This window comes from Clostridium sp. ETTB3 (genome assembly GCF_053571985.1).
Genome location: NZ_CP199832.1, coordinates 66,608 through 90,693, shown reverse-complemented (window position 1 = coordinate 90,693; position 24,086 = coordinate 66,608). Strand labels below are relative to the sequence as shown.

The 24,086-nt window shown below is 28.3% G+C and carries 22 protein-coding genes and 2 pseudogenes; 4 read left to right on the top strand and 20 right to left on the bottom strand.

Annotation, left to right across the window (positions count from 1 at the left end; all coding sequences use genetic code 11):
• Positions 1 to 62: 62 nt before the first annotated feature.
• From ACUN06_RS00420 to ACUN06_RS00385, 8 genes are all read right to left on the bottom strand, one after another.
• Positions 63 to 992, bottom strand: a complete 930-nt coding sequence (locus ACUN06_RS00420) for a 1-phosphofructokinase family hexose kinase (RefSeq protein ID WP_221697797.1) — start codon at positions 990 to 992, stop codon at positions 63 to 65.
• Between the two features lie 76 nt (positions 993 to 1,068).
• On the bottom strand, positions 1,069 to 1,923 hold the full coding sequence (locus ACUN06_RS00415) for a tagatose bisphosphate family class II aldolase (RefSeq protein WP_195954068.1): 855 nt from the start codon (positions 1,921 to 1,923) through the stop codon (positions 1,069 to 1,071).
• 13 nt (positions 1,924 to 1,936) lie between these two features.
• Positions 1,937 to 3,364 (bottom strand): 6-phospho-beta-galactosidase, encoded by a 1,428-nt coding sequence (gene lacG / locus ACUN06_RS00410; RefSeq protein ID WP_195954067.1) that lies wholly within the window; start codon positions 3,362 to 3,364, stop codon positions 1,937 to 1,939.
• Between the two features lie 53 nt (positions 3,365 to 3,417).
• Positions 3,418 to 5,094, bottom strand: coding sequence for a lactose/cellobiose PTS transporter subunit IIB (locus ACUN06_RS00405; RefSeq protein ID WP_195954066.1), 1,677 nt, complete (start codon positions 5,092 to 5,094; stop codon positions 3,418 to 3,420).
• 48 nt (positions 5,095 to 5,142) lie between these two features.
• The gene (locus ACUN06_RS00400) at positions 5,143 to 5,457 is read right to left on the bottom strand and encodes a PTS lactose/cellobiose transporter subunit IIA (protein ID WP_195954065.1); all 315 of its coding nucleotides are present in this window, start codon (positions 5,455 to 5,457) and stop codon (positions 5,143 to 5,145) included.
• Between the two features lie 39 nt (positions 5,458 to 5,496).
• Positions 5,497 to 6,015, bottom strand: coding sequence for a galactose-6-phosphate isomerase subunit LacB (gene lacB, locus ACUN06_RS00395; RefSeq protein ID WP_291734593.1), 519 nt, complete (start codon positions 6,013 to 6,015; stop codon positions 5,497 to 5,499).
• 11 nt (positions 6,016 to 6,026) lie between these two features.
• A complete protein-coding gene (lacA, locus tag ACUN06_RS00390; RefSeq protein WP_291734596.1) occupies positions 6,027 to 6,452 on the bottom strand; it encodes a galactose-6-phosphate isomerase subunit LacA in 426 nt (141 codons plus the stop codon).
• Between the two features lie 2 nt (positions 6,453 to 6,454).
• Positions 6,455 to 7,222 (bottom strand): DeoR/GlpR family DNA-binding transcription regulator, encoded by a 768-nt coding sequence (locus ACUN06_RS00385; protein ID WP_291734598.1) that lies wholly within the window; start codon positions 7,220 to 7,222, stop codon positions 6,455 to 6,457.
• Between the two features lie 461 nt (positions 7,223 to 7,683).
• Between ACUN06_RS00385 and ACUN06_RS00380 the strand changes: the two genes are divergently transcribed.
• Together ACUN06_RS00380 and ACUN06_RS00375 are read left to right on the top strand one after the other, a co-directional pair.
• Entirely contained in the window at positions 7,684 to 9,243 is a 1,560-nt protein-coding gene (locus ACUN06_RS00380) for a glycosyl hydrolase 53 family protein (protein WP_449389958.1), read from the top strand.
• Between the two features lie 189 nt (positions 9,244 to 9,432).
• Positions 9,433 to 10,221, top strand: a complete 789-nt coding sequence (locus ACUN06_RS00375) for a subtype B tannase (RefSeq protein WP_449389957.1) — start codon at positions 9,433 to 9,435, stop codon at positions 10,219 to 10,221.
• Here the strand turns inward: ACUN06_RS00375 and ACUN06_RS00370 are convergent.
• The 6 genes and pseudogenes from ACUN06_RS00370 to ACUN06_RS00345 form a co-directional block, all read right to left on the bottom strand.
• Complete coding sequence (locus ACUN06_RS00370; RefSeq protein WP_442879620.1) at positions 10,201 to 10,311, bottom strand: IS3 family transposase; 111 nt, start codon at positions 10,309 to 10,311, stop codon at positions 10,201 to 10,203. The two genes, ACUN06_RS00375 and ACUN06_RS00370, sit on opposite strands and share 21 nt — an antisense overlap.
• A gap of 50 nt (positions 10,312 to 10,361) precedes the next feature.
• Entirely contained in the window at positions 10,362 to 10,517 is a 156-nt protein-coding gene (locus ACUN06_RS00365; protein WP_449389956.1) for a hypothetical protein, read from the bottom strand.
• 356 nt (positions 10,518 to 10,873) lie between these two features.
• Positions 10,874 to 11,231, bottom strand: a pseudogene (locus tag ACUN06_RS00360) (transposase); the annotation flags it as partial.
• Between the two features lie 101 nt (positions 11,232 to 11,332).
• A complete protein-coding gene (locus ACUN06_RS00355) occupies positions 11,333 to 11,584 on the bottom strand; it encodes a GIY-YIG nuclease family protein (RefSeq protein WP_449389955.1) in 252 nt (83 codons plus the stop codon).
• A gap of 53 nt (positions 11,585 to 11,637) precedes the next feature.
• A complete protein-coding gene (locus ACUN06_RS00350) occupies positions 11,638 to 11,802 on the bottom strand; it encodes a hypothetical protein (protein WP_294369611.1) in 165 nt (54 codons plus the stop codon).
• Between the two features lie 37 nt (positions 11,803 to 11,839).
• Positions 11,840 to 12,355 (bottom strand): annotated as a pseudogene (locus ACUN06_RS00345) (ABC transporter substrate-binding protein); the annotation flags it as partial.
• A 622-nt stretch (positions 12,356 to 12,977) separates the two neighbouring features.
• Here ACUN06_RS00345 and ACUN06_RS00340 point away from each other — a divergent pair.
• Positions 12,978 to 14,153: a class I SAM-dependent rRNA methyltransferase gene (locus ACUN06_RS00340; protein WP_291734496.1), complete on the top strand. Its 1,176-nt coding sequence runs from the start codon at positions 12,978 to 12,980 to the stop codon at positions 14,151 to 14,153.
• 59 nt (positions 14,154 to 14,212) lie between these two features.
• Here the strand turns inward: ACUN06_RS00340 and ACUN06_RS00335 are convergent, their stop codons facing one another.
• The 4 genes from ACUN06_RS00335 to ACUN06_RS00320 form a co-directional block, all read right to left on the bottom strand.
• Complete coding sequence (locus ACUN06_RS00335; protein ID WP_449389954.1) at positions 14,213 to 14,929, bottom strand: hypothetical protein; 717 nt, start codon at positions 14,927 to 14,929, stop codon at positions 14,213 to 14,215.
• Positions 14,922 to 15,467: a sigma-70 family RNA polymerase sigma factor gene (locus ACUN06_RS00330; protein ID WP_291734492.1), complete on the bottom strand. Its 546-nt coding sequence runs from the start codon at positions 15,465 to 15,467 to the stop codon at positions 14,922 to 14,924. The genes ACUN06_RS00335 and ACUN06_RS00330 overlap by 8 nt, the downstream gene beginning before the upstream one ends.
• 103 nt (positions 15,468 to 15,570) lie before the next feature.
• Positions 15,571 to 16,494: a TIGR01212 family radical SAM protein gene (locus ACUN06_RS00325; protein ID WP_294162953.1), complete on the bottom strand. Its 924-nt coding sequence runs from the start codon at positions 16,492 to 16,494 to the stop codon at positions 15,571 to 15,573.
• 117 nt (positions 16,495 to 16,611) lie between these two features.
• Complete coding sequence (locus ACUN06_RS00320) at positions 16,612 to 17,694, bottom strand: hypothetical protein (protein WP_294369617.1); 1,083 nt, start codon at positions 17,692 to 17,694, stop codon at positions 16,612 to 16,614.
• A gap of 133 nt (positions 17,695 to 17,827) precedes the next feature.
• Here ACUN06_RS00320 and ACUN06_RS00315 point away from each other — a divergent pair, with 133 nt between their 5' ends.
• Entirely contained in the window at positions 17,828 to 18,889 is a 1,062-nt protein-coding gene (locus ACUN06_RS00315; protein WP_449389953.1) for a YkvI family membrane protein, read from the top strand.
• A 71-nt stretch (positions 18,890 to 18,960) separates the two neighbouring features.
• Here the strand turns inward: ACUN06_RS00315 and ACUN06_RS00310 are convergent, their stop codons facing one another.
• Positions 18,961 to 20,292, bottom strand: coding sequence for a peptidoglycan-binding domain-containing protein (locus ACUN06_RS00310; protein WP_449389952.1), 1,332 nt, complete (start codon positions 20,290 to 20,292; stop codon positions 18,961 to 18,963).
• Between the two features lie 64 nt (positions 20,293 to 20,356).
• The gene (locus ACUN06_RS00305) at positions 20,357 to 23,920 is read right to left on the bottom strand and encodes a S8 family serine peptidase (RefSeq protein ID WP_449389951.1); all 3,564 of its coding nucleotides are present in this window, start codon (positions 23,918 to 23,920) and stop codon (positions 20,357 to 20,359) included.
• Between the last annotated feature and the right edge of the window lie 166 nt (positions 23,921 to 24,086).

The following is a 24,086-nucleotide window of genomic DNA, read 5'->3' as shown; positions in this document are numbered from 1 at the left end:
GGAAATTCAGAATACACAAAATTATTTACAGGCTCCACCTAAATTTGAAATACAAATACCTACTATTCCAAAACTTCTATTCTAATTTTATCTATTAATTCATCAACAATCTCTTTCCTAACACTTCCAGTTTCCTTCTCCATAGCATTAGCGGTTCCACAAGCTGAAGCCAATTTCAATACATCATTTATATTATAATTTCTTGCTAATCCAATAGCTACACCTGCAACATACGAATCACCTGATCCAACAGGATTAATTGCATTAACCTTAGGTACCGTTACCTTATATATCTTATTATTAAAACCAACTATTGAGCCTTCTTCACCTAAAGATATAACAACAAATTCTATTCCCTCATTATGAAAGTATCTAATTTCATTTATCGCATCATTAGTACATTCTATTTTTCTACCAGTCAATGCTTCAATTTCATCTCTGTTTGGCTTTACAAAATAAGGTTTTCCTTTAACACCATTAACTAAAAGTATCCCACTTGTATCTAATAACACTTTCTTGTTCTTTTTATTAGCTATTTCTATTAATTCTCTATAAAATCCAGTTTCAATATTTTGTGGTACACTACCTGAAATTACTATAATATTCGCACTTTCACTTAGTTTATTAAACTTTTCTATAAAGTTCACTCGTTCATTATTATCAATAATTGGTCCTGGCTCAAGTATTTCTGTTTGTATTAAATCATTAGTTATTATAGCTAAACACTCTCTTGTATCACCCTTAATTTTTACAAAGTCAGATTTAATTCCATAATCCTTAAGCTTTTCCTCAATAAATTCTCCTGTCTTCCCGCCTAAAAAACCAGTTACTATACATTCTTCATCTAATATTGTAGCTACATTAGCAACATGTATTCCCTTTCCACCAGGTGTATTCTCCACTGTTGTAGCTCGCATTACTTCTCCTTTATCTAACTTTTCCATTTCATACCTCTTATCTACAGATGCATTTAAATTTATTACTAATATCATATATACCTCCAATATTTTCCACTTTAATACTTTTTATAGAAAAAGGCCGTGCATTTACTGCAACAGCCTTTTCCTACTAGTATCTATTCATACTTCCACACACTTCAATCTTATTCTTAACTATTTCCTTCATAGCTAGTTTCCCTGGTGTCATATATTTTCTTGGATCACTTTCACCATTATGTTCATCTAAATATTCTTTTACTGCCTTTGCAAAAGGAATTTTTAAATCAGTAGCAACATTTACTTTACATATTCCTAATGATATAGCCTTTTTAACTAAATCATCTGGTACATCAGATGCTCCATGTAAAACTAAAGGAATATCTACCTTTTCTTTTATCTCTACTAATCTTTCAAAGTCTAATTTAGGTTCTCCTTTATACAAACCATGAGCAGTTCCAATTGCTACTGCTAAAGAATCAATATTAGTTCTACGTACAAACTCTGCAGCATCCTCAGGATTTGTATACATTGTATCTTTTTCATCAACAACTAAATCATCTTCTCTTCCACCAAGCTTACCTAATTCAGCCTCTACTACTACATCATATCTATGAGCATAATCTACAACTTCTTTAACTGTCTCAATGTTTTTTTCAAATTCCATTTTAGATGCATCTATCATACAAGACTTAAAGCCTAAGTCTATATTCTTCTTAATAGCATCAACATCTTCAAAGTGATCTAAGTGAATAGCAATAGGAACATCATATTTAGTTGCTGCAACTTCAGCCATTGCTTTAATATAATCTGGCCCAGCATAACTTTCTATTGTGGATGGAGTTCCTGCTACAATAACAGGAGACCTCATTTCCATTGCAGTTTCAACAACCACTTGCAAAGTTTCTAGATTATGGATATTAAATGCAGGCACTGCATATCCTTCTCTTTGAGCCTTTAAAAGCATTTCCTTAGTAGATAATATCATTTACACCATCTCCTTAATACCTTATTTCATTTAAATCAACTAATCTTTTTTCTTCTGACATTTTCTTAAACCAATAAGCACTTTTCTTTGGATATCTTTGTTGAGTATTAAAATCTACATAAAATAGACCATATCTTTTATTAAATCCATTGCTCCATGAAAGTACATCCATAAGTGACCATATAAAGTATCCCTTTACATTTACCCCTTTTTCTTTAGCTTCTAGTATAGCTTTTAAATGTCTTGCTACATAATCAATACGAGGAGTATCCTCTATTTTTCCATTTATAAATTCATCTTTATATCCCATTCCATTTTCAGTTACATATATCTTTTTATAGTTAGGATAATCATTTTTAATTTTTATTAACATATCACAAAGCCCTTGAGGGTAAATTGGCCAATCCCATTCAGTTGTTTCTACTTTAGGATTATTTACACGTGCTCCTACGCCTTTAAGTGCAAAAATGCTTGTCCCTTTTTCTCCATTACCATTATGATATATATTACTTTCACCTTCGTAAGCTTGTAAGAAATGACTTGAATAATAATTCATTCCTAAAAAATCTATTTTTTCAGATGCTGATTTAATAATCTCTAAATCACCAGAATAAATCTTAAGTTCACCATGATTCTTATCCATAATTTCATTAATAACTTCCATAGTTTCTTTAGAATAATATCCCTTAAAATTAGAATCTAGCATAAATTGATTAGATAATACATAATCTAATTTTGCAGCTCTAACATCTTCTGGAGAATTAGTAATTGGATATTTACCTTCTAGAGTATGAACTATTCCTATTTCTCCATTTAGATTCATACTTTTATATAATTCAATAACTTTACTATGCGCTACCATCATATTATGCATAGATTGTATAGCTTTAGGAATATCATACTTTATGCTTGGTGGAAAATTACCAATTATATATCCATTTTGAGCTACTGCCCATGCTTCATTAAATGTTATCCATTTAGTTACCCTATCTCCAAAATTATCAAAACACACCTTAGCAAAATTAACAAAATGATCAATATTATTTCTATCTAACCAATCACCATTTTTGAATAATTGTAATGGTGTATCGAAATGATGCAAAGTAACATACGGCTCAACGTTATTAGCTATACACTCATTTATTAAATTATTGTAATACTCTATTCCTTTTTCATTAACCTCTCCTACACCTTTTGGTATAACTCTACTCCAAGAAATAGACACTCTAATTCCATTTATTCCAAATTCATTTGATAATTTTATATCCTCTTTATATTTATGATAAAAATCACTTGCTACATCTCCATTAAATTTACTTTCTGGTCTATTTAAATACTCATCCCATATACATGGTCCTCTTCCATCATCTTTTGCTCCACCTTCTGCTTGATATGCAGCTGTTGCCCCACCAAAGATAAAATCGTCTCCAAAGTTATACATATTCTTTTTTCTCCTTTTACACTCATAGTATGATATTTACTTTGTTTCTAAAATTAATTATTTATTATATCTAATGCAAATTTTAATGCTCCTAATGAATCTCTTGTTAATTTTACATATTCTACTCCAGAAGTAGTGGCTGATTTTACACCTTTTGCACTACAATCCTTCTCTAATTCCTTATACATAGATGCCATTTGAGGAGCTAAAATTATCAAATCATAGTCTGTTATAACTTCTTTATGTTGCCCATATGCCATTGCAATTGATTCTAATTTTATATTCTTCGCTTTTGCACCTTTTGAAATAGAGTTTGCTAACATACTGCTTGTTGCTCCACTAGCACAAAGCACTAATACACTTAACTCTTTATCTGATTTACTAGCTATATCTATTTCTCTTACTGCTGCAACTTCAGCTTTTACTTCTTCTTCAGCATTTTCTATAATTACATCTGCTCTTTTCTTTGCTTCTTCTTCAACTAACTGTGCATCATATACCTTAAAGAATGGATAATACATTGCAAAATCAATTACTAATAATAATGGTGCTAACACAAATGATAACCCTGCAAATCCAGTTCCTAAAATTAAACCAATTGTTCCTGGTGTTGTCCAAGGTAAAGTATAAATAAAGCTGTTCATTCCTAATACCTCAACGAAGAATTTAAATATCCATACATTAAATATAGGAGTCAATATAAATGGAACAAAGAATATAGGATTTAAAACTATAGGAGCGCCAAATAATACTGGTTCATTTACTGCACATAATACAGGTATAAATGATGTTTTCCCTAAAGCCTTAAGTTGCTTTGATTTAGCCATAAATGCAAACATTGCTGTTAACATTAAAGTTGCTCCAGTTCCCCCTAAAGTAGCAACAAAATATGATGTACCATGTGTTAAAATATTGGTAGCTTGTTCCCCAGCTTGTACAAGTTGTAAGTTTGCCTCAATATTCGCAATGTAAATTGCTGTTACAGCGGGTTCAACAATTGAAGGTCCATGAATTCCAACAAACCAAAACATAGCCATAGCTCCATAAATAATAGCTACACCCAAATATCCATCTGCTGCTGTAAATAATGGTTGAAGAACCTCTAAAATCCATGCACTAAAACACATTCCTGCAAAATTAGTAAATACTATATCAAATAGCCAGAAAAATAATACACAAATTGATAACGGAATTAAATCAGCAAAAGTTTGAGAAATATTTTTAGGCACTTCATCTGGCATTTTTATAGTGACATTATTCTTTACACAAACTTTATAGATATTAGGTACTATAAATGCAACAATAAATCCTGCCAATAGACCCTTTGTTCCCATATAAGTGGTTGATAAACCACCTTCAATAGTTTCTACACTTACTAATAAGAAAGAAATTATTGCTACAATCATTACTGATACAATATTTATTTGCCTTGTTTTAGGTAATTTATTATTAAAGTTTTCTGCTAAACTCTTAGCTATTGTTGCTACCATAAGTATAGATAATATTCCCATTGAATAGTTATAAGCTTTCCATAATGCAGTATCTACATCAGCCGGCCAATAATACCCAAAAATATTTGGTACACATGCTACTAAAATGAAAAGACTTGAAAATAAAACTACTGGAATACAACTTACAAAACCATCTCTTATAGCTCTTAAATAAGGATTTCTTGAAACCTTTTCAAAAAAAGGCTTCATTTTTTCAATTAGACCTATTAATTTGTTCATCTATATCTCCCCTTACCAATTTTTCAATACCCAATTACACTTTTTATACTATCCTATTTTTTTTGCCAAATTTACAAAGTTTTTAACTATATCTCTTAATAACATTACTGTCATTAAATGATCCTGTGCATGTACCATTAAAAAGCTAACATCTACTTTATTTCCTGCCGCTTCCATTTGTATCATATTAGTTTGTACTTTATGAGCTTCATTTATTAACTCTGATGCTTCTTCTATTAATTTTTCTGCTTCTCCAAAATTGCCTTCATTTGCATAATTTAACGCTTCTACATATTTAGATCTTGCATCTCCTGCATAAGCTACTATTTCAACTGTTATTAATTCTAATTCTTCTGGTGTCATAATTTAACCCTCCATTATTTTTATTCTTATTTTTATTTTTTAATCGTGATATTCTCCTCTATCCCACTTTTCTAAAAATTCATCAAAGAATTTTTCATTACCAAATTGCCCTTCTTTTGCTACCGCAATTGAATCAATCTTTTCAATTATTTTATTATCTGCTTCAGTTGGCTCAAATTTAGTTTCTAAAAATGCATCAATTATATTCTCCATTAGTCCTACTCCAGTAATTCTTCCTCCAAACCCCAATATATTGGCATTTAAATGTTTCCTTGCATATACTGCTGAGGATATATCCCTTACTAATGTTGGTCTAGTACCTACAACTTTAGCTGTAGATGCTGTAATTCCAACACCAGTTCCACAAAGGACTACACCTAAATCAGCTTGTCCACCAACAACTTTCTCAGCTGCTTTTTTACCATATATAGCATAGTGAGTTCTTTCATTATTATAAGTACCACAATCTATAACTTCATGACCCTTTTCCTTTAAATATTCTACTACATGATTTTTTCTATCTGTAACAATATGATCACACGCAACTGCTATTCTCATCTTTAATCCTCCTATAACATTTTATTCAACATATCTACTCTTATTTGATGTCTACCACCATCATATTCTGATTCTAAATACGAATCGACTATTCTTTCAGCTAATTTTTCTCCAATTATTCCTGATCCTAAAGCTATTACAGATGTATTATTATGACCTATTGTCATATGTGCTGAATGCTCATCAGATACCTCTGCACATATTATTCCTTTATGCTTATTAGCAGCCATAAATGATCCTGCGCCAAATTCATCTATTAGTATTCCCCTATCTCCTTCATTACTAAGTATTCCTTTACAAACTACATGAGCTGAATCGACTAAATCCATTCCATCTTCTGTTTTATCAATCACTTGATATCCTTTACAGATAAGATATGATTTTAGGTGATTCTTTAAAGATTCACCCATTTTATCTGACCCTATTAATATTTTCATTTTTATTCCCCCTTTATACTACAAATTATTTTACAATAATTAGAATACTTATCTTTTAATTCTTTATCTAAACATTCATTAGTAACCAATGCAGTAATGTCCTCTAACTTATATAATGTATAGAAGTCTTCTTTTTCAATTTTGCTACAATCACACATTAAATACCTTTCCATTGAATTATTAATTATAATTCTTTGGCTTTCACCTTCTTCTTCATTAGATGTCATTATATTATTATCTGAAATACCATTAGCACCAATAAACGCCATTTTAACTCTTATTTTACTTAAAGTTTCATTAGCAAAGGCTCCAACAAATGTACTTGTTTTCTTTCTTAATCTACCGCCAACTAATATGACATCAAATTTATCATCATCTTTGAACTTTTCAAAAATATTAAGGCAATTAGTTATAATTTTTACATTTCGAGCTTCAATATAATCATACATATACTCAGTTGTTGTTCCTGGCCCTATATATATATTATCATTATCGCTTATTAAACTTGCTGCAATCTTGGCCACTTCTATTTTGTGTTGAGTATTTATACTCCTCTTTTCATTTGGTGAAAGCTCCTCGAATCTTATATATTCCTTAAGCCTTGCACCACCATGAATTCTTATTAATAATCCCTTATCTTCTAAAAATCTTAAATCCCTTCTTATTGTCATTTCAGTTGCTGCAAGCTCATCTGTTAAATCTGCAACCTTAATAATTCCACTCTTATTTAGTTTTTCTAAAATGAACTGATGTCTTTCTTCTTTAAGCATATTTTTTCACCTCCGATGCTTGCTTTTGTTTGTATTTGTTTGTTTTTTATCTTTTTTGTTTATATTTTTATTATATACTTATTTCCTTTTTTTTCAATAAATTTATTTGCTCATATTTTACTTAATTTAGGTATTCATTTAAATTATATCAGTTTTACTCTTTATTACTACCAATTACTATATTTTCCTATTACTTTCTTTTTAATACATTAATTTCTTATTTATATTTGTTTTAAATTAATATTTTTTCTTTGATTATGTTTACATTTAATATTTTTACTTATAAAATATATTTAAAGACGTCTTTTATTCTTTTTAACAAAATAGGATTTGCTATATTAATTTCTAAATTACTTAATAAATATATTTAGCTTATACACAAAAACAAACATTTTCAAACACATCTTATAAAGTTCTACCCTATTTTGAAAATTCAATTTATTTTTCAGGAGGTAAAGCTTATGTTTAAAAATTTTCTCAAGATTATTTTACTGGTGATTACTTCATTATTCTTGTTGACTTCTTTTAATAACTCTACTAAAAGTATTTCTGCATCTGCTTATTCTACTATTTCTAAGGGTGCTGATATTGGATGGATAAGTCAGCTTCAAGATAATGGAATATCATGGGTAAATGAATCTGGAATTACTGAAAATCCATTAAAAATACTTAAAGACCAAGGGATTGATTCTGTTAGATTAAGGGTTTTTGTTAATCCTCCTACAAGTGCTCAATGGACTAAAAACGATGGTACTACTTGTTTATTAGGCTATGCTGATAAAGATAGTGTAGTCGAAATGGCTAAACAAGCTTCTGATTTAGGGCTAAAAATAATGATTGACTTCCATTATAGCGATCATTTTGCTGATCCTGCTTATCAGGACATCCCTGAGGAATGGTCCAATAATTCATTAGAACAACTCAAGGAAGATGTATATAATCATACTTACGAGGTTATGACTTCCCTTGCTAATGCTGGTATTTATCCTGAATGGGTACAAGTTGGTAATGAAAATAATTCAGGAATGCTTTGGCCCTACGGCTATATCTGGAATGGAAGTAGCACTCCTGATGTTACTAACTGGGTATCATTCATAAATAAAGGTTATGAAGCTGTAAAAAAAGTTAGTCCATCATCAAAGGTTATTATTCATTTAGCAGAAGGTCATGAAAATGAATTATTTAGAACCATTTTTGATTCCTTAACTACTGCAGAAGCTAACTATGATGTTATTGGTATGTCTTATTATCCTTATTGGGCCGATATGGATTATAAAGATAGTATTGATGAATTATCTTATAACTTAAACGATATGGCTTCTCGTTATAATAAGGAAGTTATGGTTTGTGAGGTTGGTGGTTTAGATAGTGATGAAACTGAAAGTTATAACCTAATTAAAGCTGTTATTAATGCTGTTATGGAAGTTCCTAACAATAAAGGTTTAGGCGTCTTTTATTGGGAGCCTGCAGTTACCTCCTCTGTTCTTCCAGATGAATATCCTTTAGGTGCTTGCAAAGAAGTTTCTACTAATACTCTTAAATTTACAACGGCATTAGATGCCTTTAAGACTATTAATAGTTCTTTTCCTAATACTGATACCAATTATAAAATAATAAATAGATTAAGTGGAAAAGCCTTAAATGTTTCTGGAGGCTCTTCTGATAATGGAAGCACAATAGAACAATACACTTATTACGGTTGGGATAGTCAAAAATGGAGGCTAATTTCTACAGGAGATGGCTATTATAAAATTCAAAATGTCGGAAGCGGAAAAGTTTTAGATATATCATCTTCTTCATTGTATGATGGTGCATCCTGTGTTCAATGGCAAGATAATAATGGATATAACCAACAATGGAAATTTAATAGTACATGGGATTCTTATTATACACTGGAAAATAGAAATAGTAGTAAAATACTAGGATTGCAATATGATTCTCGAGAAGAATTAATTCCAACAATTCAAACTACTAATACCGAAGCTTGGTCTCATATGTGGATATTAGTAGAGGTAGATTAAATTTATGTAATATAAATAAATCAAAAATCATATGTGTTTTTAATAATTTCACATATGATTTTTTTGTTTTACTTTTGGCAATTAAATATATTCCTAATTGGAATATATCCATTTTACAAATTGAATTGCTTACTTTCCCATAATAATCTTAAAATTATATAAAAGAATATTATTGAAAGGAACCATAAAATGAATTACGATTTAAAATTTGATGATAAAAAATATACTATAGAAACAATAACTTTAGATGAGAAAAAACTAAAATATCGTGCATTTGAAAACATAATATATGTTAAGAATCCAATAGACCCTAACTTTCAAAAACTAAGTATATTTGTACCTGAAACTTATTATGAAGGAAATTCAATAGGAAACTATAATTTAAACACTGCACCAATCTTCTCCCCAAATAAAGTAGCTGGCTATATGCCAGGAGCTCCTGAAAAGCCTGGTATCAACAAATTTATTAACAAGCCCAATGCTACTTTTTATGCACTTTTACACGGATATATCGTAGTTTCTCCTGGTGCTCGTGGTAGGTTATTAAAAGATAAAAATGGTAAATTTACCGGAACTGCTCCAGCATGCATTGTTGATTTAAAAGCCGCTGTACGTTACCTTCATCATAATAAAGACATTATTCCTGGTAATGTAGAGAAAATAATTTCTAATTGTACTAGTGCTGGTGGAGCCTTATCTGCACTTCTTGGTTCAACAGGAAACCATCCTGACTATGAATCATATTTAAAAGAATTGGGAGCAGCTGATGAAAGAGATGATATTTTTGCAGCATCTTGTTATTGTCCAATTACAAATCTTGAAAATGCAGATAAGGCCTACGAATGGGAGTTTTGTGGAATAAACGACTATCATAAAATGAAATTTGAAAGAATTGAAGAATCTCGAAAACCCAAATGGTCTTATGTCAATATTTTGGACACAAAAAGTCAAACTTTTTTATGCTGCACTTCTAGCTAATAATTCACATTGTTCTGGTGTCATGTAATTAATAGAAGAGTGTATCCTTTTTCTGTTATACCAACCTTCAATATATTTAAATATAGCTATATTGGCTTCTTCGAAGGTACGATATGTATTTCTATAGATTTCTTCCTTCTTTATTGAAGAGCTGATTTTAATTCCTCATTTTCTAGTTCTCTTGCAGATTTAGTTTTATCAAAAGATTTATAATATGTGCTTCTGGCTACGCCTAGAACGGTACACATAGTCTTAATATCATGTTTGCTTTTATTATTATTTATAAATTCTATCACTTCATCTAATTTCTTGTTGCAAATATGGCCATAGCTTTTTTTAATATTTCATTTTCTTCTTTAATTCTTGCCATTTCTTTTCTTAAAGCTTTTACTTCTTTTAATGTCATAACTTCATTTTCATCTATTTTAATTTCTTTTACGTCTTTTATCCAACCGTTAATTGTTGATTTTGCAATGCCATATTCGTAGACGATGCTCTGCTAAGCTCATTCCTGATTTAAATAACTCTACTATCATATCCTTATATTCTTGATCGTATCTTCTGCCCTTTCCCATAATGGACACATCCTTTCTTAACTAAATATTATTTTAACTTAGTTCGTCTTAATGTGTCCACTACTTTATACTAACACCATATCAGTATCTTTAAATCTTCTAATTCTATTCTGACTTATTGTAGATGAATCTGGAATTTTCTCTGTAATTAAATATCCTAAAAACCATCTATATGCTAAATTTACTTCTATATCTTTAACTAACTGCCTTTCGGAGCGTATGACATAAAGATATCCTATAAATAACATTTTAAATAATACTACTGTATCAACAGCTGGTCGACCATTTGTATGACAATACAAATCCCTAGTTAAATCCCTAATGAATGAAATCTATATATTTATCAATTTTCCTTAATAAATGGTCCTGTGGGACTAATTCTTCTAACATTACTACTTCTATTTCACTTTGTGCTTCTTTTCTTTCGTTTATCATTAATAAAACCTCTATGTAATAAATTTATATATTTTAAATTATATTACATATTTGGATAAAAATAAAGACTGCTGACACTTTGTCAACAGTCTGTAAACCACTTACATTGTAAGTGATTTTTTTATTAATTCTAATTTTTCTTTTCTTTTTAATTGTTTTATAGCATATTCCCTTTTCATAGCACTTATTTTGTCATCAAATTCTTCAAAATAAACTAATTCAACAGGCAATCTTGCTTTAGTATATTTGGCTCCCTTTCCATTGGAATGAGCTTTTATCCTTTTTTTTAAATCATTTGTCCATCCGGTGTATAAACTATCATCATTACATTTTAATATATATACAAAATTCATTTTTACTTTACCTATTAATAAATTTATTTTTTATAATAACATTATAAACTATATTACATATATTTAAAATTTATAATTAACCAATCAATAATTCCTCCTTTATTTTTTATGTTAATTATTAATAAAGCTCCTAATATCATTCCTAATGCACCAACTATTAATAATATACTCTTTATATTTTGAATAGTTTGCTCCATATTAAATCTTGATATTATCAATGAAAATATTCCAACAAAAAATATTATTAAAATAGCTTAAAACTTCTGATTCTGCTAACTCAGCCATACTTCCTAAATACATAACTGCAACCCTATCAGAAATATGTTTAACCATTGATAAATCATGTGCTATAAATAAATACGTTAATCCTACTTCTTTTTGTAATTTAATTAAAAGATTAGCTACTTGTGCTTGTATTGATACATCTAAAGCTGATATAGGTTCATCACAAAGAATAAATTTAGGTTCTACTGCTAATGCCCTAGCAATTCCTATTCTTTGTCTTTGCCCACCTGAGAATTCATGAACAAATCTATTAGCATGTTCTCTATTTAATCCAACTAAATCATATGCTAAAAATGCATATCCAAATCCATTATCAGGATTTAATATTCTCATAAATGAATCAACATAGTTTTGAGCTACTACCGGCTCACCCTCTGACCACTTAGTTTTTCTTAAATGGAATGTCCATGTAAGTCCATCTTCTGATGTTTCCCAACTTTCTGCTCCTGCTGGTACTAATTTATCCCCACTTCCATCATTTTCAATTCTTACTAATCCTTCTTGAACTGCAGTAAGAATAGATGAACTTTGATTATCAGTACAATCATTAGCATCTAAAGTTGCAACCTCAAAATATATAGTATTTAAAACTTGTTCATCATCTAACTTTTCATTTGATGAATTATTAGATGAAGCATTACCTGTTTTACTTATATTTCCATATCCAGCTACACTTTATAGCATAGTAGCTGATAGCAATACTGCAAGTATTTTTCTTTTCATAAAAATTTCCCCCTTTTTTATCTTAAAAAATTTATATAATTATCTATAAAGTTTATAGAAATTAACCCCAATTAAATTAAATTTAATTTATTACATTTTATTACATTTAATATATTGTTAAATATATCACATTTTTTATTAGGTCAATTATCTGTTTAATATTTTTTAACACTTTCTTCTTAAAAATTATTTTCTATTCATATATTTTAAAGTTTATATTGTTTAAAATATAAATATGTTAGTTAAGAATTAATATATCACCAAAATCCTTATTATAGAATTTCTTACAAAATAGTACATTTATTTTATAAACAAAAATTGCACTGTTTTTAATTAGTTGTGTTATAATCTTATGAGAATTAATAGAAAAGGAGCAAATAATATTATGTCATGTAAATTTTTCTTACATAAAGGAAAAAACAAAAAAGCTGAACAAGGCCGTCCTTGGATATACATAGATGAAATAAATGAATATGATGGCGATTATGAAAATGGTGATATCGTTGAAGTTTATAATCATAAAAACTACTTCATAGGTAAGGGATATATAAATGATAGAAGTAAAATAACTATCAGAATAATGACTAGAGATATAAATGAAGAAATTGATGAAGATTTCTTCAAAAGAAGATTTGCTGCAGCATGGGATTATAGAAAAACTGTAATTGATACATCTTCTTGTAGATTTATATTTGGTGAAGCTGATTTCTTACCTGGATTAACAGTAGATAAATTTGAAGATTATTATGTAATTCAAATTTCTACTTTAGGAATGGAGAAATATAGAGACCTAATAGTAAAAATCTTAGTTGAAGAATACGGTGCTAAAGGTGTTTATGAAAGAAGTGACATAAAAACTAGAGAAATTGAAGGATTAGTGCAAACTAAAGGTTTCTTAACAGAACCTTTTGATACTAATGTTGAAATTATTGAAAATGGTGTTAAATACATAGTTGATTTAGAAAATGGTCAAAAAACTGGTTTCTTCCTAGATCAAAAGGAAAATAGAGCTGCTATGCATAGAATATGTAAGGGAAAAGATGTTTTAGATTGCTTTACTCATACTGGTTCATTTGCATTAAATGCTGGAATTGCTGGTGCAAAATCAGTTCTTGGAATAGATGTTTCTCAACATGCCGTTGATTGTGCTACAAGAAATGCAAAATTAAATAACTTACAAGATACTGTTAAATTTGAATGTCATAATGCTTTTAATGTTCTTGGTGATTGGTCAAGAGAAGGAAGACAATATGATGTTGTTATTTTAGATCCACCAGCATTTACCAAATCAAGAAATACAATAAATGCAGCAATTAGAGGATACAAGGAAATTAATCTTAGAGGATTAAAAATGGTTAAGCCAGGTGGTTATTTTGCAACATGTTCATGCTCTCATTACATGAATGAAGAACAATTAAAGAAAACAGTTCTTGAAGCTGCTCATGATGCAAGAAGAACCTTAAGACAAGTTGAAATTAGAACTCAAAGTTCAGATCATCCAATTCTTTGGAATTCAGATGAATCATACTATTTAAAGTTCTTTATATTCCAAGTTGTATAAATTAATTAAAAGTGACGATTTTTATAATTGTCACTTTTAATTATATAAATTTATATTTTTTAATAATCACAGTAAGGTATATCCTTTTCATTATAATTTAAATCATTATAAACATTCTTTAATCTTTCATTATCATTTAAATCTATTTTGTACCACTTATCGTCTATAATCATAATATCATCCTTAATTATAATATTATGATTAACTCCAATACCATTAGTTTGAATTAAAAAGTCCCAATTATTTATATCTTGTTTTTCTATTTCTTTCTTAGAAGTATAATTTATAAAATCTATTATTTGTCTTATATCATCTCTTTTATCTATAGTTTTATATTTATTAATGTTATCCATAAACTTAATAATTACCTTATTTATATTATTATAATCTATGAAGCTATCATTTATATTAATGTTGGACTCTAATTGTTCTTCTACACTTTCGTTACTTGAATATTCTCTTATACTTCCAGATTCAGCGTTATTATAACTAACCATACTTGAATTATTATCCATTTCACTACTCATTCTTATTAAATCATTAGTTGTTTCATTATTATTTTTATTGGTTACTAATACGGTTAAACTGATAAATGCAAAGCATGCTGCTGTTATCCATATATTTTTATTGAAATACCATTTTTCTTCTTTTTCTAAATTTTTTTTATCTAAGCTTTCAAGAGTTTCTTCAATTTTATCTTCAAATGATTTTGGTAAAATAAATTTTTCACTTTCCATTTCAACTTTATTGTTTAAATACTCATCAAATTTATCCATGAAACTCCTCCTTTAACATAGTAAATAATCTCTCTTTTGCCCTCGACAATCTTGATTTTACAGTCCCCTCTTTAATTCCAAGTACCTTTGCAATATCCTTATATTTTAAATCTTCAAAGTAAAATAAAATAGTTATTGTTCTTAAATCATCATCTAAGGAATTAATTGCATTATGTAATGTTAAATCCTTATATGTATCATTAACTTTAATTTTAGAAAAATGATCTTTTTCAAAAGCAATTTCTCTTTGTCTCTTTTTATATAAATTATTACTTTCATTTATAACTATTCTTATTAACCATGTTTTAAAGAAATCATCATTTTTTAAAGTTTTTATATTTTTATATGCTTTTAATATTGCTTCACTAACTGCATCTTCTATATCTTCTTCCTTAGTTAATATAGACTTAGCTATCCTATATATTGCTACTTTATTTATTCTAATTAAATTACAAAATGCTTCTTTATCACCATATTTTGCTTTTCTTACTTGCATTATCAATTCTTCTTTATCTTGTTCATATGCTGAGACCTTCAAACCATTCTCCCCTTTCTTTAATTAGACAAACCCTCATTTAAATTTGTTCCATATTATAAATTAAAAAATTGCTGTTACAAAATATTGTAACAGCTACTATAAATTATCTAAAATTTTTCCCTTGCCAAATATCATTATCTACAAGTGCTTTATCAATATCATTTAATACTTCCCACTTCTTTAAACTCCACATTGGCCCAATTAAACTTTGTCTTGGAGCGTCACCTGTTAATCTATGAACTACCATTTCTTCTGGTATCATAGCTATTCCCTTACATATTAAATCTATGTAATCTTCTTTACTTAAAAGTTGTAATTCTCCACTTTCATATTGTTCTACCATTTTAGTTCCCGTCATTAAGTGTAACAAATGAAATTTAATTCCTTGAGCTCCACTATGAGCAACATAATCTATTGTTTTTAACATATCTTCTTTTGTTTCTCCTGGAAGCCCAAAAATAGTATGTACAACAACTTCTATTCCTCTTTTTTGAAGCTCTTTTAAACTTTTATCAAATACCTCTAAATCATATCCCCTATTAAAATTTCTCCCAGTTTCATCATTGACAGTTTGTAATCCTAATTCTACCCATAAATAAATTTTCTTGTTTAACTCTTCTAAATAATCTAAAACATCTTCATCTAAACAATCTGGCCTAGTTGCTATAGATAATGCAATAACATTTTCTTGAGCTAATGCCTCTTCATATTTTCTTGTTAATTCTTCTACTGGAGCATAAGTATTAGTATAAGCCTGAAAATATGCAATATATTTTCCATCCTTCCACTTCTTTTCCATCATCTTTTTTCTATCTTCAAATTGCTCAGTTATAGATAATATTCTACTTCCTGCAAAATCTCCAGATCCCCTTGCACTACAAAATGTACAACCACCTTTAGATACCTTTCCATCTCTATTCGGACAAGTAAATCCTCCATCTAATGATATTTTATATATCTTTTCTCCAAATTTATTTCTTAGGAAATAATTTAAACTATGATATCTTTTTTCATTCCATTTTTTCATTATTTTTTCTCCTTATAACTTATATTAATCTTTATAATTAATATAACTTAAAATAGAGGTAATGCAATATAGCATTAACCTCTTTTATTTTTTTATTATAAAATACTTATTATCCAATTACAATTTAATCATTTCTTCATTAGTCAAATCTAAACTATACTTTCCTGTCATTTCATCTATAGATTGATCTGATTTAAATACATCAAAAATAACCTTATTATCAACAAAATACTCTGCTTTAATATTATATATATATTCATTAAATATATCCTTAAACTTTGTATTAATAGCCTCACCATCTTCAGCCTTATATATATTTAATCTATTTAATCCTTTTTCATTTTTATAATTTACTGCTAAATTATCATCTTCTTTAGAAAATATAAAATCATCTATTTTACAATTATTTAATAAATCTACAGATACAACCTTGCTAGTAACTGGTTTTTCTAATGCTTCTTGCAATCCTTCTGAAAGTGCTACTGATGAATTATTATTTAAATCAACTATATCACTTCCACTCTTCATTAATGTATCATCAATATATGCAATACAAATATATGAGTTTTTATCATCTATTGCTGAAATTGCAATTTTCTTTCCTGTAAAACCTAAAACAACTCTTCCAAAGCTATTATTAGGTACTTTTTCTTTATAAAGCATTATTTTATTTTCTCTTAAATATGTATCTTTAGGTATGTTATTTAAACTAATAACTAAGCTACTTTTTCCACCCTTTTCTCCAATTATTCTAATTGCATTATTTTTTATATATAATTCTCTTTGTGATTTTGATTTTATATCACTAATTATATAATTATCATCATTTCTATTTACTTTTATTATATATTCTTCTAAATCACTTTTAGGCTCTATATTTGAATCTCTAATAACATTAAATATATAATATGCAAATTGTGAATTTGCTATGGCTCTATTAAGCTGGAACCCAGTAATATTAGAAACCCCTTCTGATAAATTAATATTACTTTCTAAAATTTCACTTTCACAGTTATTAACTGCACTACTTATATCTCCATTTCTTATATTAATTAAATAATTAATTGCTAAATCCTTTCCCTTAAAAACATCAAATAAATCTAACTTTTCCTCTTTTTTTTCATTTATATTAGAACAACCTACAAATAAATTTATTATTAAAATTAATATTGTACTTAAAATTACTTTAATGTTCTTCATATTAATCTCCTTATAACTATTATACTTTTAAATTTATTTTTCCTAATAACTTATAGCTTATTCACAAATAAATAGAATAATTATACTGTAATCCTTATATATTAGATATTAGAAATGTATTGGAGGGATATTCGTGAAGAAGGATTTCACTAAGGTTTTTGAAATTGCTGCTGTTTTTATTGGTACTGTTGTTGGTGCTGGACTTGCTTCTGGAAAAGAAATAACTCAATTTTTTACTTCCTTTGGATTAAAAAGTTTTTTAGGAATACTCTTTTGTGGAGTCTTTTATATAATAATGGGTTCAATAATAGCAAAAATAAGTATTAAATATAGTTTAAATTCCTATAGTGATGTATTAAAAGTTATAAGTCCTAATTTACTTGGGAAAATCACTGGTGTTATTACAACTTTTTATCTTATTTCAAGTGCTTCAATAATATTAGCAGGAAGTGGAGCCTTGATTAATCAATTTTTTGGAATTCCAAAGATAATTGGTTCATTAATAATGATTGCAATTGCTACTACATTTTTACTAAGAGACACTGAAGGCCTTATTGAAGTAAACTCATTTATTGTTCCATCTCTTTTAGGTACTATTACTTTAATTATAATCTTATATTTTTTATTTGCTAAAGATTCTATTTCTTTTCATGTTATATCTTCATTTGAACCACCTAAAAAAGGAATTGTACTTTCTACAATCCTTTATTCGGGCTATAACATACTTTGTTGCTCTGGTGTTTTAGTTCCTTTAAGCAATGAAACTAAAAATTCAAAAAATATGGTATATGGAATTGCTATTGGAGCACTAGGTTTAACTTTATTATCAAGTATTATTAATTTATTATTGTTAGCTAATCAACCATATATATATGATTCAGAAATTCCTTTGCTTTTAGTTGCCCAAAGATTTGGAACTGTAATTCAAGCATTACTTTTAGTTATTATTTGGCTTGAAATGTTTTCTACAGAAGTTTCTGATGTATATTCTATTAGCAAAACATTAGAACAATCTTTCAATATTGAATTTAAAAAAGGTATATTTCTTGTATTAGCTATTGCTTTACCAATATCACAAATAGGTTTTTCAAATTTAATTTCAAAATTATATCCCATCTTTGGTTTTTTAAGTTTAATTTTTATAACTCAATGTATTTTATTTTATCTTAAAAATAAATCAGAACTTAATAGCTAAAATAATAATATAGCAATTATTAAATTTATTCCTTATATCAAACTTAATAATTGCTATCTTAAAAGATTTTTTTAATTATCAAAATAGTTTATTTTAGGTATTTCTCTTGAATTTAAAATATCAAATGAAATTGGTGGAATAAATACTCTTTCTTTTTCACTTGACCTTAATTCTGCTATCCTTGTTACACCAACATAAACATCTGAAATTTTATACCAAGTTGAATAATCCACTACTCCTGTTTGTGGTAAATTAAATATCCCTTGAAATACTTTTACAGCTTCTTTTGTTTTCTCTCCATAAACTCCATCAACTGCTGACTTAGGTATTAATGGATAATTTTGAGATATTCTATTTAATTGCTCTTGTATTGTTTCTACTTCATCTCCACTTGAACCCAATGTTAAATCATATCCTGGATAAGATTTTGGACTTCCCTTTACTTCCTCTGCTGTTACTAAGTCTAAATCTGAACCATAATAATTAGTTAATATTTCATATGGAGTTTTTCCATTGTCTCCAAGATATTTACTACCCCATTGTGTCATCCATCCTGGACATTGAACATTTTTACCATCACAATATTGAGTTAAAAGTGGTTGTTTTCTTCCCTGCCTTCTTATATAAGTTGCAAAAATGTCATCAACAACAACACTTATACTATCATATATATTTCTTCCATAAGTAAAAGCATGATCATATGCTGTAGAATTAGTTATATCATAATTTTTGCCTTTTCCCCTATACCATTCTGTATATATCCTATTTAATGTAAATGATATTATTGCATAAACATTAGCTCTTATAGTACTTTCTGGCCAAGTTGAATATATTTCACATGAAGCTACATTTTTAATATAATCCTTATATAAAACAGTATAATTAGGTGCTGAATTATTACTAGGACTTCCAGTGTGAACTGTTATAAATTCAGGAACTACAGGTTTTGGAAGTACAACTCCACTAGTTGGAGGTGGTAAAGGCTTATCAATTTCCTCTGGAATTTTAGATGGATAGTTTCCATTTAGTGTATTAGGACCTATATTTATTACATCTGCTCTACTATTTCTATTATTAGATTTTATTAATTGACATTGTTGAATTGCTGTTTGCCCTGGAAATATTTGAACACCATTAATAACTAAAGTTTGAAATCCTTCTTTATCTATCCTTAAATCATATAAACTATATGGTGTAGGCTGATCTGGATTTTGAGAATATTCTAATGGTGGTGAATTTAATTCAATAACTTGTGATTCTCCTGATGAATTAGTAACCAAGTTAACCTCTTTATTATCATTTATTTGCCCTGAAGTTGATACTAAAGTTATATTACTCCCCTCTACAGGTACATAAGTATCACCTACAAAACATTGTATTTTTAATCTACCTTTATCAGCCATAATAACTCCTTAATATATTAATCCATTAATTATTAATATGCTTTTTTATTATATTTAGTGATTATTATAAGTCTTTAGGTTTTCTAATAAATAAATTTTTAACCCTATATTCTTCAAAATCATCATTTATTCTAGGTGTATATGTTTCTTGTATCCAATCAAATATACGTTGTAAATCAAACATTCCATATCCCCATTGCCTATTAGGATAAATATCTCCAGGCCTTGTCTTTGCTCCACTTATAATATAAGTTTTTATTTGTGATGCATATATATCTGGATAATTTCCATCACTAACTGCCCATTGAAGAATAAGAGCGCAACATCCTGCAACAACAGCACCTGCAACTGAAGATCCAGTCATAACTGAAGTTGTTCCTCCTGGAATAGTAACTAAAGCATTACTTCCTCCAGCTACTATATCTGGCTTTATATTTCCATACCTTGTATATCCATTGCTAGATTCTGATACAACTGAATTGTTATTTTGATTATAATACCCTACTGAAATTGCTCCATTAGTAGTACTTGGCAATGTAATAGTTGTATATTCAACTGGATTTAAAAATTTAGTTTCATCATCTATAAGCTCCCTTTGAGGTATCCATGCATAATAATTACCATCTACTATATATTCCCCAGTTAATCTAAACTTCCAAATTCCTGCCTTTAAATTATATGCTCTTATAAAAATAAGTGCATCACCTGTTGATAATTCTGGTGAAGTAAAATTAACTATCATTTCAGTTTTTTCATATAAAAATTTTATTCTATTATTATTTGTATTTTTAGCCTCCATGTTATCAATTATTTCTCCTGTAGGGGATATTATTGATAACATAACTCTATTAGGTTTGTTTATCCATATTATTATTGGTAAATTTTTTTGCTTTTCACCAACCCTTATCTCTATATCTTTTATATCCCCAACTTTTTCAATTATTCCCTCTGTATGTGTATCTGTATTTCCTTGATTTCCAACTGGCACTACAGCGACAGTTGCTGCTTCAGTTGAATAGTTATTAATAATACTTTCATTAATTCCATTTCCAGTATGAGAGCCCATATTACTTCCAAGTGGTATAAATATAACTAATGGCTTATTTAATTCTCTTGCAACGGAAACTACATACCTTATTCCTAATAATACACTCCACGGACTATATGATGGCACATCTGTTTTATCGATAAGTGCTGCATCAAGTTCTACTTTTGTTGCTCTAGATAGCTTAACAATAACAAACTTACAGTCTGGAGCAGCTCCTTTTAAATCTGGATTTATACCCCTTCCACCAATAATTCCACTTACCTTAGTGCCATGTCCAATTTCATCCTTAGATGGAACTATACTATATGGATCCCCACCTGAAGTTTGTAAACTTATTGCTTGGTTTATTTGCTCTTCTGTATATTCATTACCATATTTTAATCCATATATATTTGTATCTCCTTGAATAGTTTGATCCCATAACCGTACTATTCTTGTTGTATCATCTTCCATTTGAAATTCTTTGTTAAGATAATCTATTCCCGTATCAATTACGCCTACTAATACACCTCTTCCATTAAGCTTTAAATATGGATTAGTATTAAATACAGGTGCTCCACTTGCTTCTACTGGTGAAATATCATTTAATGTCAATATAGTAGAAACTTCAATATTAACTATTCTAATTACCAATTTTTTTATTTCATCAACCTTATTAGCTGGTGTAATTATTACTGCAAAATTTGATGATATCATTAAACCCTCAACTTCTTGTATCTTTAATAAATTTTTTAATACTTCTTCATTTGCAATTTCAACTAAAAGAAAAATTCTATCATTACTCTTTGAATTATAGTCTACATTTATTTCATCTACTCTTTTAAGGTAATCATTTATAATTATATTTTTAATATCATTATTTCTAAAACCTAATCCTAATGTTTGAGATACTAAGTTAATGCTTTCTCTTAAACAAAGTTGACCATATCCCCAAGCTGCATCTGGATACTTTATATCTTGTCTATCTCTTTTTGAACCTAAAATTAAAAAATATTTTAATCTTTCTCCATATAAATAAGGATCATTCCCATTAACTATTCCCCACTGCATCATAAGTGCAGAAGCCCCAGTAACTTGTGGAGTTGCCATAGAAGTTCCTGTTTTTTTATCAAATCCCCTATTAGGTATAGCAGAATAAATTCCTTCTCCTGGTGCAACTATATCTGGTTTTATATATTGCCCATTTACTCTTTTACCTCTCCCACTAAATGGTGACATAGTATCAACTAAATAGTTATAACTTCCAACTGATATTATATTCTTAACTGTAGCAGGAATTCCCAATGTATTATAAACAACAGGCTCTAAAAACTTAGTATTCACATTTAACCCTTCTGAAATAGGCAACCACATATCAAAACTTCCTTCATACTCATTTAATTTTCTTAATGTTATTTTCCATTGCCCTGATGATACAAACTCATTAATACCTGTTAACACAATTCCAATTTCTCCACTTACATCAAATGGCTTAGGACCTGTTAAATATATTGAATATCTAGAATTTCCTATAGTTCCTTCATTGATTCCCTCTTTTAATATTATTTCTCCAGTACCAATTCCATATGGAGAAAGTAATTCCATACTTAACTCCGGTAATATTGACTTATACAAATTTATTACAACTATAGATTCATCTGATGAAATATTAAAGTATACATCATTTATTTCTTCTAAGGTTCTTCCTACATGATGTGCAGCTTCACCTTCATTTCCTGCTGCTATAACTATTGTTACTCTTTCAATAGCAGAAACTGTTGATATATATTGTTCAAGTAAACTACTACCATTATGGGCTCCATCATTAGTACTTAAACTCATATTTATAGCTAATGGCATATTTAATTCCTTACCTTTATCAATAAGAAATTTTATCCCCTTCATTATTTGAGTACTTAATGCAAATCTACTTCTTGAAACCTTAACCATAGCTATTGAACTTTCAGGTGCTACACCATAATATTGCTTATCTATTTCTCCACCTGCACAAGCTATTCCAACAACATGGGTGCCATGTCCAGTAACATCAGTTGAATTAACCATTGAATATGGATCTGTTAATTTAAGTGCTTCATTTATTTGAGTTTTGTTATATACTTTGCCCCCATTATTTAAATCATATATATATTCTATTCTAGTAGTTCCATCAGAATTTCTAAATGCAGGATGAGTATAATCTATTCCCGTATCAATAAATCCAACTAAAACCCCTTTTCCATTAAATTCACTTGAATTTAATTGAGTAATACAGGAAGCCCTATTACTTTCATAATCATCTGCATATAAGCTTTTAGGTAACTCTATATATTGAATTTCTGGACTATTTGCTAAAGCAACAAGATTTTCTATTGAAATTTCTACTATTCCATATCCATATCCTAAATCAACATACTTTCCATTTAAGTTTTCCACTATTTTAGAAACTTCACTTGTAGAAGCTCCTGAAATTATACTTACTTCAATTTCAGAATCATTATTAGTTGCTAAAAAGCTATGTGATATATTGAGCTTTGATAATATTGATGTTGGTATATTCTTTAATATACCTAAATTATTTTTATTATTTTCTATGTTTCCCACCTCGTAATAATTTCTCTTACAAATATATGTTTAAATTAAAATATCTGAACTATTACATTTAAAAATAATTTAAATAACAAATTTTAAGCTATTAAATCCAGTTTTTTAAATTAAATTTTGTATTAACATCAAAGTTATCCACAGTTTTTATCAAGTTATCCACATT

Coding starts and splice junctions, on each gene's coding strand:
- ACUN06_RS00420 (WP_221697797.1), bottom strand. CDS start 992: ATGATATTAGTAATAAATTTAAATGCATCTGTAGATAAGAGGTATGAA.
- ACUN06_RS00415 (WP_195954068.1), bottom strand. CDS start 1,923: ATGATATTATCTACTAAGGAAATGCTTTTAAAGGCTCAAAGAGAAGGA.
- lacG (WP_195954067.1), bottom strand. CDS start 3,364: ATGTATAACTTTGGAGACGATTTTATCTTTGGTGGGGCAACAGCTGCA.
- ACUN06_RS00405 (WP_195954066.1), bottom strand. CDS start 5,094: ATGAACAAATTAATAGGTCTAATTGAAAAAATGAAGCCTTTTTTTGAA.
- ACUN06_RS00400 (WP_195954065.1), bottom strand. CDS start 5,457: ATGACACCAGAAGAATTAGAATTAATAACAGTTGAAATAGTAGCTTAT.
- lacB (WP_291734593.1), bottom strand. CDS start 6,015: ATGAGAATAGCAGTTGCGTGTGATCATATTGTTACAGATAGAAAAAAT.
- lacA (WP_291734596.1), bottom strand. CDS start 6,452: ATGAAAATATTAATAGGGTCAGATAAAATGGGTGAATCTTTAAAGAAT.
- ACUN06_RS00385 (WP_291734598.1), bottom strand. CDS start 7,222: ATGCTTAAAGAAGAAAGACATCAGTTCATTTTAGAAAAACTAAATAAG.
- ACUN06_RS00380 (WP_449389958.1), top strand. CDS start 7,684: ATGTTTAAAAATTTTCTCAAGATTATTTTACTGGTGATTACTTCATTA.
- ACUN06_RS00375 (WP_449389957.1), top strand. CDS start 9,433: ATGAATTACGATTTAAAATTTGATGATAAAAAATATACTATAGAAACA.
- ACUN06_RS00355 (WP_449389955.1), bottom strand. CDS start 11,584: ATGAATTTTGTATATATATTAAAATGTAATGATGATAGTTTATACACC.
- ACUN06_RS00340 (WP_291734496.1), top strand. CDS start 12,978: ATGTCATGTAAATTTTTCTTACATAAAGGAAAAAACAAAAAAGCTGAA.
- ACUN06_RS00335 (WP_449389954.1), bottom strand. CDS start 14,929: ATGGATAAATTTGATGAGTATTTAAACAATAAAGTTGAAATGGAAAGT.
- ACUN06_RS00325 (WP_294162953.1), bottom strand. CDS start 16,494: ATGAAAAAATGGAATGAAAAAAGATATCATAGTTTAAATTATTTCCTA.
- ACUN06_RS00320 (WP_294369617.1), bottom strand. CDS start 17,694: ATGAAGAACATTAAAGTAATTTTAAGTACAATATTAATTTTAATAATA.
- ACUN06_RS00310 (WP_449389952.1), bottom strand. CDS start 20,292: ATGGCTGATAAAGGTAGATTAAAAATACAATGTTTTGTAGGTGATACT.